Origin of the sequence: Nocardia sp. NPDC088792 (genome assembly GCF_044750615.1) — a bacterium.
In the GTDB taxonomy this organism is placed as follows: Bacteria; Actinomycetota; Actinomycetes; order Mycobacteriales; family Mycobacteriaceae; genus Nocardia.
In genome coordinates, this window is record NZ_JBIVKC010000002.1 from 662,909 (window position 1) to 675,447 (window position 12,539).

Sequence of the window (12,539 nt, forward strand, 5' to 3'; positions counted from 1 at the left end):
CCTCCCCGAAACTTCGGCGCCCGGCTAAGGATCGTGGCCTGTCGGATCGGGCGTGCCGCGGTTGGGAGCCAACCCGATTTGCCCGTACCCGACGAGTTACCCTCGCCCCCCGGAAATCAGTTGTCACGTTGCCGAGAATCAACCCGCGACGGCGCGTAATCCCCCCGGGCGGCGGCCGACCAGGCGGTCGAGGGCCTCGGCGGTGACGTCGTCGGCCGGGAGCAGGACAAGGATGAACTGGTCGTCATCGGCCGAGAGCTGCAGGGATTCGTAGGCGATGCGCAGCATGCCCGCCTCCGGATGCTGGATGCGGCCTACGCCATTGGTGTCGGCCATGCCGGGAATGCTGTCCATGCGGCGGGCGAATTCCGCGCCGCCGGTGACGAGCAGTTCGTCGATGAGCTGGGCGACCTGCGGATCCGCCCGTCCCGGGCCCTGTTTCAGGGTGGAGACGGCCTTGTCGGCCTTGTGGTCCCAGTCGGGGTAGGTCTCGCGGGCGCGCGGGTCGGTGAAGATATAGCGGACATAGCTGCTGGGCAGCCCGCCGTCGAGCAGGCCGGCGGGACCCATCAGCCGCCGGTAACCCTCGGTGCAGGCGAGGATTTCGCTGAGGCGGTTCATCAGCACCGCGGGTGCGGGCTCGAGCAGATCGAGGGTGGCCTGCACCGCGGGCCGGATCTCACGATTGGGCCCGAAACCGCCGCGGCAGTTGAAGCCCGGGTCGGAGGCCTTGGCCAGTTGCAGCAGGTGGACCCGCTCCCCGCGGGACAGCCGCAGCGCATCGGCCAGGGCCTGGGTCACCGGTGGTGAGGGGTTGCGGTCGCGGCCCTGTTCCAGCCGGGTCAGGTATTCGATGCTGACGCCGGCCAGGGTGGCGAGTTCGGAGCGGCGCAGTCCGGGCGTGCGGCGACGCGGGCCGGCGGGCAGCCCGACTTCGGCGGGCGTGACCGCTTCCCTGCGCTGCCGCAGGAACAGTCCCAGCTCGTTATCGCTCACATATTCGACCGTACCAAGCCGCGCAAGCGTGAAAGTAGCCCTCTCACTACCACTCTCACAGCGGTCTCCCTCGGCCTTCCGGTCCGCCGCAGAGTTGATCTCAGCGGCCGGACGGTCGCCCCGACCTGCAAGGAGAACCCCCATGACCAGCACGTCTCTACGCCTAGCGGTGATCATCGGCAGCGTCCGGGAAGGACGTTTCGGTCCCGTGGTGGCGAACTGGTTCGCCGATCAGGCGAAGCAGTACGGCCGCTTCGACGTGGATGTCATCGATCTCGCCGATTACCCGCTGCCGCATGCGCTGCCCGCGGTGTCGCCGCTGATGGAGCCGAATCCGGTGCGGCCCGGCAATACCCAGGAGCTGGCCGAGCGGCTGGCCGCGGCGGATGCCTTCGTGGTCGTCACCCCGGATATCAATCGCAGCTTCCCGGCGTCGCTGAAGACCGCGATCGACTGGCATTACACCCAGTGGGACCGCAAGACCATCGGTTTCGTGGGTTACAGCGGCCGCAGTGGCGGGCTGCTGGCGATCGAGGGTCTGCGGGCGGTGTTCAACGAGCTCAATGCCCATACGGTCAAGGATTACGTGTCGTTCCCGCGCTACTTCCTGCACTTCGGCCCGGACGGCACGCTGCACGAGCCCGCCGAGTTCGAGCAGTCCGCGCAGGGCATGCTGGATCAGTTGCACTGGTGGGCAACCGCTCTCAGCACGGCCCGCGCGGTGCCCGTCCCGGCCTGACGGCCTGCCCGTTTCGCCCATAACGGCGGCGGCTAACGTTTTGCGGGTGACCGCATACTCCGCTGATCTCGAACTCGCGTTGAAGCTGGCCGATGCGGCCGACGCCATCACCCGCGACCGCTTCGGCGCGCTGGATCTGAAGATCGACGCCAAGCCGGACCTGACTCCGGTGTCGGATGCGGATCTGGCCGTGGAACGCATGGTCCGGGAGGTGCTGGCGGTGGAGCGGCCGGGAGATCTGGTGCTGGGCGAGGAGTTCGGCGGGGATGCCGAATTCAGCGGCCGGCAGTGGGTCATCGATCCGATCGACGGCACCAAGAACTTCGTGCGCGGTGTCCCGGTGTGGGCTTCGCTGATCTCGCTGCTGGAGGACGGGGTGCCGGTGGTGGGTGTGGTGAGCGCTCCGGCGCTGGCCCGCCGCTGGTGGGCGGCCGCGGGCGCGGGGGCGTGGAGCAGTTTCGAAGGGGGCGAGCCACGGGCCATCTCGGTGTCCGCGGTGGCCGAGCTGGGTGCGGCGAGTCTGGCGATCTCCAGTCTGTCGGGCTGGCGGGCGATCGGGCGGCGCGCCAAGCTGATCGCGCTCACCGATGAGGTGTGGCGGGTGCGCGGTTACGGTGATTTCTTCGGTTACGCGCTGCTGGCGGAGGGTGCGGTGGATATCGTCACGGAACCTGAACTGTCCCTGTGGGATATGGCGGCGCTCGACGTGCTGATCCGGGAGGCGGGTGGCACGTTCACTTCGCTGGACGGTGATCCGGGGCCGCACGGCGGTAGTGCGGTGGCCACCAATTCGCATCTGCAGGATCAGGTGCTGGCGGCGCTGCAGGCCTGAGTTTTTCTGCGGCGCCGCAGGATTCGCCTCTCGAACGCACGAAGGCCCCCGCATCGAATGCGGGGGCCTCGCGGCTAGTAGGTGGGTGCGGGACTAGAGCGATCCCGTACTGGTGCCGCCCCCGGTGCCGCCGCCCCCGATAAGGGCGCCTACCACACCGTTGAGCAGATTGAGAACGACCGAGACGAGTCCTGTCAACATAACCGTTCCTCCTTTCGTCTCGATCAAAAACGTAGTGAGGCTTGACAGTTGGTGTGATCGGAATGAAATAACAGTAATGAACTCCGGCAATACAAGATCCGCTAGGCAGCGAATTACTGTGTGCACAACCGGTTTTCGAGAGATCTTGACGCAATGACGTTGCGGGGGCTGCGGTCCCCCGTGCGCCGGGCGCGGTCAGTGGCAGCCGGAGGCGGGACCGCTGATCGGGATGCAGGAGGAGCCGAGGTTCAGCTGCGAGTTGCCGGCTCCGGTGCCGATGCCGCTGAGGCTGAAGGCGGTTCCGGTCTCGATCGGGTCGGCCGTCTGCGGGGCGGCCTGCGGGGCCGCGGGCTGCAGCGGGATGCCGTCGGTCGAGGCGTTGGCGCTCGGGGCGGCGGCAAGGAAGAGGGCAATGGCGAACGCGCCAGTCGTGCCTACCAGCGTCTTCATGGGCAAACCTCCAAATCAGGGTTGATGCGCCGATACGGTAACGCAAGTCGTGACCATCTGAAGTGGATTTGTTTCACTGACTTCGGGAAAACTGTCCGTCCAGTCGGAACCACCGCGCTGACCTGGTGATTCGACAACCCTCGACGACAGTTCTTACTCTGAAGTAAGATAGTCTTACTCAGGAGTAAGATTGCTGGGCAGGATCACCCACCTCCTCGATAGAAAACTGGTGATTATGAGCACTCGAGACACCGCAACGAAGCGGGATACTTCCGCCGTCGGCCTCAACCCGGTGAAGCGGGACTGGATGGGCACGGCCATGCGGGTAATGACGACCATCACGGGGTCCGAACTCGCCGAGAAGTACAAGCTGCGCAAGCCGATCGAACGCCTCACCTACGAAGGCACCAAGACCGGATTCCGCACGCTCGGTGCCGCAGGTCGAGTGTTCGAGAAGGTCGCCGGCGGCGGCGCGCCGAAGCGCCTGCCCGTCAACGAGTCTCGCAAGAAGGACTACTTCGACCTCACCCCGTCCGACGAACAGCAGATGATCGTCGAGACCGTCCGTGAGTTCGCCGCCGAGATCCTGCGCCCGGCCGCCTACGACGCCGACAATGCCGCCAAGGCCCCGCGCGATCTGCTGGAGCGCGCCGCCGAGCTCGGCATCACCCTGATCAATGTGCCCGAGGAGCTCGAGGGCGCGGCCTCCGAGCGTGGCGCGGTGACGAATTCGCTGGTCGCCGAGGCGCTGGCGCACGGAGACATGGGCCTGGCGCTGCCGATCCTGGCGCCGAGCGGTGTCGCGGTCGCGCTGTCGCAGTGGGGTACCGACGCGCAGCAGAAGACTTACCTGGGCGCCTTCACCGGTGAGAACGTCCCGCAGTCCGCGGTCGTCATCTCGGAGCCGCAGGCGTTGTTCGATCCGTTCGCGTTGAAGACCAAGGCCACCCGCTCGCCCAGCGGTTACCGCATCAACGGTGTCAAGAGCCTGGTTCCCGCCGCCGGTGACGCCGAATTGTTCATCGTGGCCGCCGAACTCGACGGCCGCCCCGCGTTTTTCATCATCGAGTCGGACACCCAGGGTCTGAGTGTCGAGGCCGACCCGAGCATGGGTCTGCGCGCCGCCGGTCTGGGCCGCCTGATCCTCGACAATGTCGCGGTGCCGCAGTCCGCGCTGCTGGGTGACGCCGAGGTGGCGGAGCGCGCCGAGGATTACGCCGACGCCGTGCGGCTGGCCCGTCTGGGCTGGGCTTCGCTGGCCATCGGTACCGGTCAGGCCGTGCTGGACTACGTGATTCCGTATGTGAAGGAGCGGGAGGCGTTCGGTGAGCCGATCGCGCACCGGCAGGCGGTCGCGTTCATGGTCGCGAACATGGCGATCGAGCTGGACGGTCTTCGGCTCGTGACGCTGCGCGGTGCGTCGCGCGCGGAGCAGGGTCTGTCGTTCGCCCGTGAGGCGGCGCTGGCCAAGAAGCTGGCCACCGACAAGGGCATGCAGATCGGCCTGGACGGGGTGCAGCTGCTGGGCGGTCACGGCTTCACCAAGGAGCACCCGGTGGAGCGCTGGTACCGCGATCTGCGCGCCATCGGCGTCGCCGAAGGCATCGTCCTCATCTGACCCGACTTCTCAACGGAGAGACCATCATGATCAATCTCGAACTCCCCAAGAAGCTGCGGGCCAGCGCCAACCAGGCCCACCAGGTTGCCGCCGAGATCTTCCGCCCGGCTTCGCGCAAGTACGACCTGGCCGAGCACGAGTACCCGGTCGAGCTGGACACCATGGCCGCCATGGTGGAGGGCCTGTCGGACTCCGGCTCGCAGGACATCTCCGGTGCGACCGGCGGTCGCAAGGCCGGCGAGTCGAACGAGGGTGACTCGCACGCCACCGAGCTGCTCGGAAACTCCAACGGCGGCAATATGTCCGCGCTGATGAACGCCCTCGAAACCTCGTGGGGCGATGTCGGCCTCATGCTGTCGATCCCCTACCAGGGCCTCGGCAATGCCGCCATCGCGGCGGTCGCCACCGATGAGCAGCTGTCACGGTTCGGCAAGGTGTGGGCCGCCATGGCCATCACCGAGCCGTCCTTCGGCTCCGACTCGGCGGCCGTCACCACCACCGCCGTCCTCGACGGTGACGAGTGGGTCCTCAACGGCACCAAGATCTTCGTGACCGCGGGTTCGCGCGCCACCCACATCGTGGTGTGGGCGACCGTCGACAAGTCGGCCGGTCGCGCCGCCATCAAGTCCTTCGTCGTCCCGCGGGATGCCAAGGGCCTGACCGTGTCCCGCCTCGAGCACAAGCTCGGCATCAAGGCGTCGGATACCGCCGAGCTCCGCCTCGAGGACTGCCGCATTCCGAAGGACAACATCCTCGGTTCGCCGGAAGTCAATGTGGAGAAGGGTTTCGCCGGCGTCATGCAGACGTTCGACAACACCCGCCCCCTGGTCGCCGGCATGGCCGTCGGCGTGGGCCGCGCCGCCCTCGAGGAGCTCCGCAAGGTCCTCACCGACGCCGGCGTGGAGATCTCCTACGACAAGCCCGCCAACAACCAACACGCCGCGGCCGCGGAATTCCTTCGCCTGGAAGCCGATTGGGAGTCCGCCTACCTCCTGTCGCTACGCGCGGCCTGGATGGCCGACAACAAGAAGCCCAACTCCCTCGAGGCCTCCATGTCCAAGGCCAAGGCCGGCCGCATGGGCACCGACGTCACCCTCAAGGCCGTCGAACTGGCCGGCACCACCGGCTACTCCCAGCGCACCCTCCTGGAGAAGTGGGCCCGCGACTCGAAGATCCTCGACATCTTCGAAGGCACCCAGCAGATCCAGCAGCTGATCGTGGCTCGCCGAGTCCTCGGACTGTCGAGCGACAAGCTGAAGTAGTCCGCACCAGCGCAAAGAAACCGGTGCGAACCACGGAATGTGGTTCGCACCGGTTTTTTCTTCGGCCGCCACCGATGAATTCTCGGACAGCTCACCGTGCGGGCCGACGGAGCTACTCGCGAGTATCAATCGGCGAATTGCTTTCACCTGGTCGGATCGGGGGCGAAGGGTTGCTGTCGCGATCCGGGTGTGGCGTCGCAAAGGTGCCGCTACACTTTGAATCCATTCCGGGTCCTGAAGCGCGGCTCGCGTTCCTACTCAGTTGTGCCAAGGACCGAGGACGTCGTGATACCCGATGGAATTCCCTCACCAGACGACTCCGAATGCGGTACCGGTGATGGTCTGCTACGGCGTGCATTCGACACCGGGCTGAGATTGCGCACCCTGCGCGTCACGCTCGACGACGAGCGCGAGCCGTTCGCCGATGATGTCATCGCCGAATCGGTGATCGCCATCCTCGGCGAGCTGGACCTCCTCATCCACGACATCGTCGAACTCTCCCGGGGGTCATCCGAAGTGGGGCGGGTCAGGCGGCGGAGGTGAAGCGGAGCGCCAGTTGCGTGCGGGTGGCACAGGAGGTTTCGGCCAGGACGCGGGTCAGGTGTTTCTTCACGGTGTCCACGCCGATGAACAGTCGTTCGGCGATCTGGCGATTGGTGAGTCCGCGCGCGGCCAGGTCGGCGACCTCCCATTCGCGTGGTGTCAGTTGCCAATTCGCGGTGGCGGTGCGCCGCTCACGATCCCGGTCCAGTTGTTCGACGGCGAGCGGGGCGAGATGCCGCCGGAGGGCTTGCAGGACGGCGAGATCCCGGTCGGGGACGCGGTCGCGGTCGCAGACGGCCATGCCTACGTAGAGGACTCCGGAGGCGCCGGCGTCCACGATCATGGCGGCTTTGTCGGTGATTCCGTTGGGGCGCAGGAAGTTCGCGATGAAGTCCGAACCGCCGGCGACCTCGCCGAGACGAATGACGCCGCGGGAGAGCAGGAGTCCGCCGATGCGCTCGCTGCGCAGCGGGTCGGCGTCGATCCAGTGCGCCGCGTATTCGGTGAGGAATTGCTCGGTGTATCCGCCTTGGACGCCGCAGCCTTCGCGGATGGCGTGGGCGAGGGTGTCGCCGTGTAAGACGGCGACGCCGGTGAAACCGAACCAGGTCTGGAGGGCGCGTACCAGGCGCTCCCGGAACTCCGGAAGGTCGGCGGCGCGGTCGACGGACTCCAGGACGCCGATGAGGCGGCGGTGGTCTTCGGCGCTGAGGGGCTCGTCCGCCGGCAGGGGGCGCGGGCGGCGAACCGGATCGGTCAGGGCTCCACTCACCCGACCATATTCCACCTTCGGGCCATACCGGGCCACCGCGGCCGTCGGCAAGATTGACAGCGAGACCTCGGGGACGAACGCCCGGGGCACAGCGAGAAGGATCGACCATGAGTGCAGAGCACACCCGCCGCTGGCTGATCACGGGCGCCAACAGTGGTTTCGGCGCCGCCTTCACCCGGGCCGTACTGGCCGCCGGTGACGAGGTGGTGGCGGCGGTGCGCCGGCCCGAGAGCATGGCGGAGATCGTTGCCGCACACCCCGATCGGGTGCAGGTGGTGACCCTGGATGTGCGGGACGCGGCGGCGGCCGAGCGGGTCGTGAAGGAAGCCGGGCGGATCGACGTGCTGGTCAACAATGCCGGGTACGGGATCGTCGGCGCGATCGAGGAGACCACGGACGCGGATCTGCGCGACGCCATGGAGGTGATGTTCCACGGCCCGCTGCGCCTGACCCGGCTGGTGCTGCCGCAGCTGCGGGAGCGGCGGGCGGGTGCGATCGTGCAGGTGTCGAGCATGGGCGGGTTCATGTCGTTCGCGGGTGTCGGCGTCTACAGTGCCGCGAAGGGTGCGCTGGAGCTGGCCAGCGAAGCCCTTGCGGCGGAGGTGAATCCGCTGGGTATCCAGGTTTTGATCGTCGAACCCGGCTCGTTCCGAACGGGTTTCGCCAATCCGGCGGCACTGCGGATGACCGGTGAGATCGCGGATTACACGGCGACGGTCGGCGCGATCCGCGACGGACTGCCGGGCTCCGATCAGCAGCAGGAAGGCGATCCCGACAAGGCCGCGGCGGCGGTGATCGCCGTTGTGGGACAGCCGAATCCGCCGCTGCGCCTGGCTCTCGGCGCTGATGCGGTAGAGGCGATCCGCGGGAAACTGGCAACGGTGGCAGCGGATCTGGCCGCCACCGCCCATTTGGGTCTGACCACCGGAGTCGACGGCTGCCCGGCCGGACACTGAAAACCATCAATATCGGCGGGGCCCGCGTCAATGCCCCGTCAAGGGGGGTGGCTGCGGTCACACTCCCGGAGCGATTCTCCCAGTGCGGATCACACCTGCGATCCGCACTGAAAAGGAGATAACGATGAAGTTCTCGAAGAGCGCCGCGTATGCCGTGACCGTGGCGGCCATCAGCGGCGGCGCGGTGTTCGCCCCGGCCGCGCAGGCCGCCGTCGGCACCACCGCGACCGTCACCGCGGTCGGCTCGTCCGGTCAGGGCGACCTGTACCCGGGCTGCGGCGACTGCCACCCGGACGTCATCTGACACCCGATCCTGTCCTGAATTTCCGATGAGGCAATGGGATCCGGCCGGCGCCGGCCGGATCCCTCTTGTAGAGGATCTGTAGTGGATGAACTCGAGCAGTGTGTCGGGGATGCGGAGAGCTTCCTGAGCACCCATTGGCGGCAGGGTCCGGTGGTGCTGCGGCCGCCCGCTCCCCCGGTCGATCTGCTGTCCCTGCCCGATGTGTACGGACTGATCGACGACGGCCTGCTGAGTGGCCCGTACCTGCGGCTGTTCACCGCCGAGGGCCGAGTGCCCGCGGAACGCTTCTGCCCGCCGCGCCTGGTGTCCGGTGAACCCGTCGCCGGCTACGCGAATCCGGATGCGGTATACGAGCTGCTGCACACCGGGGGCGCGACGCTGCTGCTGCGCTATATCGACCAATGGCATTACGGTGTGCGGGATTTCGCCGCCGGGCTGGGCGAGCGCATGGGACGCCGGGTCGAGGCCTTCTTCTTCCTGTCCAGTCGCCGCCCGACCGCGCCGCATCGTGACGACGCCGATGTGCTGGCCGTGCAGGTGAGCGGCGCGAAGCGGTGGCTGATCTATCCGGGTCCGGCCGATGGCGACTGGGCCACCGGTCCGCTCCCGGCGGATCCGGGCGCACCGATTCTCGAGACCGTCCTGCGCCGCGGCGAGGTGCTCTACGTGCCACGGGGTTTCGCGCACGCCGCGGTGACCGAATCCGATACTCCCTCGGCGCATCTGACGCTCACGATTCGCGAGGCCGAAACCGAGCATCTGACCACGGCGACCCGCGGGATGCTGGCGACCGGCTTGCAGCTGCCGGCCAGGCCGCTGACCGAAGCCACGCTGACCGCGACGGCCGCGGCGCTGATCGCGCATTTCCGCGCGCGATTGGACGCGATCGCGCCCGAGGCCGTGGTAGCCGCGGCGCGCGCGATCGCCCAACCACATCGCAGCGAGGGGTGACCGATGCATCGAATAGCCGAACCCGACGATCTGCGCAGGCTGCTGCGGCGGCGCGAACCCGTCGTGCTGCGTCCACCACGGCCGCCGATCGACGTGCTGCCGTTCGCCACCGTGCTCGGATTACTCGACGACGGCCTGCTCGCGCACCCGTATATCCAGCTCGTGCGGCGCGAGGGACCCGTTGCGCCCGAACAGTTCTGCCCGCCCCGCGTGTTCCTGGACCGGATCATCGCGGGCTACGCCGACGCGGGTGCGGTGCGCCGGCTGGTCGGTGAAGAAGGCTGCACGCTGCTGCTCCGCTATGTCGATCAGTGGCATCGGGGCGTGCGGGAACTGACCGAATCGATTGCGCAGCAACTGGATCGGCAGGTGGAGGCGTTCTATTTCGTGACCCCGCCGGGGACGACGGGCCGTCCGGTGCATCGTGACGACGCCGATGTGCTGGTCGTGCAGATGGCGGGTGTCAAACAGTGGACCGTCCATGCCGGTCCGGCCGACGGCGCGTGGGAGCCCAGCCGCGTCGACGAGCCCGGACCGGTGCTGCTGGAGACCGGCCTGCACCCCGGTGAGGTGCTGTATGTGCCGCGCGGCCATGCGCATTCGGCCACCGCGGGCGCGGAGGGTGTTTCGGTGCACCTCTCGCTGACCATCCGGGAGGCCGGTGCGGCGCATCTGTTCGCCATGCTGGAGTCGGTGCTGACGCAGGAGGCCGATCTCCCGCCCCGCCCGCTCGATGACGCGGAGCTGCGGGCCACGGCGGCGGAACTGCTGGCCCGCATGCGATCCCGGCTCGACGAGGTGACGCCGCAGGGCTTGCTCGCCGCTGCCCGCGCCGCCATGCGCCCGGATCGCGGCAGCGCGGTCCCGGACCTGATGCTCGGCTGACATGACCGTGGCCCATCGGTGTCGCACCGGTGGGCCACGGTCGTTGCGTCAGGCGCTCGCGGAGACCACGGGGAGCAGGGTCAGGGCGAGGTTGGAGAGCAGTTGCAGTATTGCCATTTCGAGCCTCATCGATCTGTAGTACGGGCCTGCAGCCTGCTCGACGATTGTTTCCGGGACATGCCGGGGACATGAACAGATCGGGGCGTCGTGCAGATGACCGGGAGATGTCCGATGTGACCGGATTTGTGTAACGTCGATCACATCCCGCTGTTACGGTGACGCTACCCCGCCACCGGGTCGGTCGGCGGGCGGCTAGGTCACACGGAGGTGGTCGGAATGCCCTCGGTTCTGCATTCGGCTCAGCAGCGGCTCTCGCACACTGCGGAGGCCCTCAGGGGATTGCGCCGGCTGCGGGAGCTGGGGTTGTCGGATCCGTCCAAGCCGCTGGAGACGATCCAGTTGCTCAGGGACGCAAAGGTTTACGGACCACCGGCCACGGCCATACGCCGCGCCGGGCGAAGTTGGCCGGAGCGCCCGGCCCTCGCCGACGAGCGCGGCGAGCTCACCTACGGCGAACTCGACCGGCAGTCCGACGCCCTCGCCCGGGGCTTGCAGCGCATGGGCATCAAGCCCGGCACGGTGGTCGCCGTGCTGGCGCGGGATCACCGGGGGCTGCTGCTCACCATGGGTGCGCTGGGCAAGCTGGGAGCGCGCATGGCGCTCATGAACACCGGTTTCGCGAAACCGCAGTTCGCGCAGGTCTGTGCGCGCGAGAACGTCAGAGCGGTGCTGCACGACAGCGAATTCATCGGCCTGCTCGACGCCCTGCCGCCGGAACTGCCCCGGGTACTGACCTGGGTCGACGAGGGCGCCGAAATCCCGGACGGCGTCACCACTCTCGACGCCTTGATCGGCGCCAATGCGCAGACTCCGCTGCCCGCGCCGCAGAAGGCGGGCGGTTTCATCATCCTGACCAGCGGCACCACCGGCCTGCCCAAGGGCGCGCCGCGGGAGCGGACCGGGCCGCTGGCCACCGTGCAGATGGTGGATCGCATCGATTTCCCGCGCGGCGGCACCATGGTGATCGTCTCGCCCATCTTCCATTCCACCGGTTTCGGCACCTGGCTGACCTGCGTGGCCTTCGGCAACAAGGTGGTGCTGGCGCGCCGCTTCGATGCCGAGCAGACCTTGCGGCTGATCGCCGAGCACGGCGCGGAGATGCTGGTGGCGGTGCCGACCATGTTGCATCGCATGGTGGAACTGGATCCGGCCATCCGCGAGAAGTACGACACGTCCACGCTGAACGCCATCGTGATCGCGGGTTCGGCGCTGTCGCCGGAACTTTCGGTGCGCACCGCCGAGGTGTTCGGTCCGGTGCTCTTCAACCTCTACGGGTCGACCGAGTGCGCGGTGGCGACGGTGGCCCGGCCGGAGGATCTGACCATCGCGCCGGGTACCGCCGGTCGCGCGCCGCTGACCTGCGAGGTGGTGCTGTTCGATCAGGACGGGCGCCGCATTCTCGCCAAGAATGTGAAGGGCCGCATCTTCGTTCGCTCCGGTTCCCCGTTCAAGGGCTATACCGACGGGCGGAACAAGGAGATCATCGAGGGCTATATGTCGAGCGGCGATACGGGTCATTTCGATGAGCGCGGTTTGCTGTTCGTGGACGGCCGCGATGACGACATGATCGTGTCGGGCGGCGAGAACGTCTTCCCGCAGGAGGTGGAGAACCTGCTGCTGGAGCGTCCCGACGTCTTCGATGCGGCGGTGGTCGGCGTCGACGATGCCGAGTTCGGAAAGCGCTTGCGCGCCTTCATCGTCCCCGAGCCCGGCGCCGAGCTGGACCCGGACGAGGTCAAGGCGTATGTGAAGGGCAATCTGGCCCGCTACAAGGTTCCTCGCGATGTGTTCTTCCTGGCGGATCTCCCGCGCAATGCCACCGGCAAATTGCTGCGCAAGCAACTCGTCGAGTACGAGGCGCCCGCCGCCGGCCGCTGACGGCACACGCGCCGCGTCAGTGCGAGCCGGGC

The 12,539-nt window shown here is 67.7% G+C and carries 13 protein-coding genes; 10 read left to right on the forward strand and 3 right to left on the reverse strand.

Features of this window, described 5'->3' with window-relative positions; genetic code table 11:
- Nucleotides 1–138: 138 nt before the first annotated feature.
- On the reverse strand, nt 139–996 hold the full coding sequence (locus ACIP5Y_RS12300) for a helix-turn-helix transcriptional regulator (protein ID WP_400349840.1): 858 nt from the start codon (nt 994–996) through the stop codon (nt 139–141).
- Between the two features lie 142 nt (nt 997–1,138).
- Here ACIP5Y_RS12300 and ACIP5Y_RS12305 point away from each other — a divergent pair, with 142 nt between their 5' ends.
- Together ACIP5Y_RS12305 and hisN are read left to right on the forward strand one after the other, a co-directional pair.
- Complete coding sequence (locus tag ACIP5Y_RS12305) at nt 1,139–1,735, forward strand: NADPH-dependent FMN reductase (RefSeq protein WP_400349841.1); 597 nt, start codon at nt 1,139–1,141, stop codon at nt 1,733–1,735.
- A gap of 46 nt (nt 1,736–1,781) precedes the next feature.
- Nucleotides 1,782–2,567, forward strand: a complete 786-nt coding sequence (gene hisN, locus ACIP5Y_RS12310; RefSeq protein WP_400349842.1) for a histidinol-phosphatase — start codon at nt 1,782–1,784, stop codon at nt 2,565–2,567.
- A gap of 396 nt (nt 2,568–2,963) precedes the next feature.
- Here the strand turns inward: hisN and ACIP5Y_RS12315 are convergent, their stop codons facing one another.
- The gene (locus ACIP5Y_RS12315; RefSeq protein WP_400349843.1) at nt 2,964–3,218 is read right to left on the reverse strand and encodes a hypothetical protein; all 255 of its coding nucleotides are present in this window, start codon (nt 3,216–3,218) and stop codon (nt 2,964–2,966) included.
- A 229-nt stretch (nt 3,219–3,447) separates the two neighbouring features.
- Between ACIP5Y_RS12315 and ACIP5Y_RS12320 the strand changes: the two genes are divergently transcribed.
- From ACIP5Y_RS12320 to ACIP5Y_RS12330, 3 genes are all read left to right on the forward strand, one after another.
- Nucleotides 3,448–4,836 (forward strand): acyl-CoA dehydrogenase family protein, encoded by a 1,389-nt coding sequence (locus tag ACIP5Y_RS12320; protein WP_400349844.1) that lies wholly within the window; start codon nt 3,448–3,450, stop codon nt 4,834–4,836.
- Between the two features lie 26 nt (nt 4,837–4,862).
- Complete coding sequence (locus tag ACIP5Y_RS12325) at nt 4,863–6,098, forward strand: acyl-CoA dehydrogenase family protein (RefSeq protein WP_400349845.1); 1,236 nt, start codon at nt 4,863–4,865, stop codon at nt 6,096–6,098.
- A 375-nt stretch (nt 6,099–6,473) separates the two neighbouring features.
- Nucleotides 6,474–6,641, forward strand: a complete 168-nt coding sequence (locus tag ACIP5Y_RS12330; RefSeq protein ID WP_400349846.1) for a hypothetical protein — start codon at nt 6,474–6,476, stop codon at nt 6,639–6,641.
- Here the strand turns inward: ACIP5Y_RS12330 and ACIP5Y_RS12335 are convergent.
- Nucleotides 6,625–7,413 carry a LuxR C-terminal-related transcriptional regulator gene (locus ACIP5Y_RS12335; RefSeq protein ID WP_400349847.1) on the reverse strand — a complete coding sequence of 263 codons (789 nt, stop codon included), beginning with the start codon at nt 7,411–7,413 and terminating at the stop codon, nt 6,625–6,627. The two genes, ACIP5Y_RS12330 and ACIP5Y_RS12335, sit on opposite strands and share 17 nt — an antisense overlap.
- 107 nt (nt 7,414–7,520) lie before the next feature.
- Between ACIP5Y_RS12335 and ACIP5Y_RS12340 the strand changes: the two genes are divergently transcribed.
- The 5 genes from ACIP5Y_RS12340 (at nt 7,521) to ACIP5Y_RS12360 (ending at nt 12,507) form a co-directional block, all read left to right on the forward strand.
- On the forward strand, nt 7,521–8,369 hold the full coding sequence (locus tag ACIP5Y_RS12340) for an SDR family NAD(P)-dependent oxidoreductase (protein WP_400349848.1): 849 nt from the start codon (nt 7,521–7,523) through the stop codon (nt 8,367–8,369).
- Between the two features lie 124 nt (nt 8,370–8,493).
- Nucleotides 8,494–8,673, forward strand: a complete 180-nt coding sequence (locus ACIP5Y_RS12345) for a hypothetical protein (RefSeq protein ID WP_400349849.1) — start codon at nt 8,494–8,496, stop codon at nt 8,671–8,673.
- A gap of 81 nt (nt 8,674–8,754) precedes the next feature.
- Nucleotides 8,755–9,624 (forward strand): JmjC domain-containing protein, encoded by an 870-nt coding sequence (locus ACIP5Y_RS12350; protein WP_400349850.1) that lies wholly within the window; start codon nt 8,755–8,757, stop codon nt 9,622–9,624.
- 3 nt (nt 9,625–9,627) lie between these two features.
- Nucleotides 9,628–10,509, forward strand: coding sequence for a JmjC domain-containing protein (locus tag ACIP5Y_RS12355; protein WP_400349851.1), 882 nt, complete (start codon nt 9,628–9,630; stop codon nt 10,507–10,509).
- Nucleotides 10,510–10,845: 336 nt separating this feature from the next.
- A complete protein-coding gene (locus ACIP5Y_RS12360) occupies nt 10,846–12,507 on the forward strand; it encodes an acyl-CoA synthetase (RefSeq protein WP_400349852.1) in 1,662 nt (553 codons plus the stop codon).
- Nucleotides 12,508–12,539: the final 32 nt, after the last annotated feature.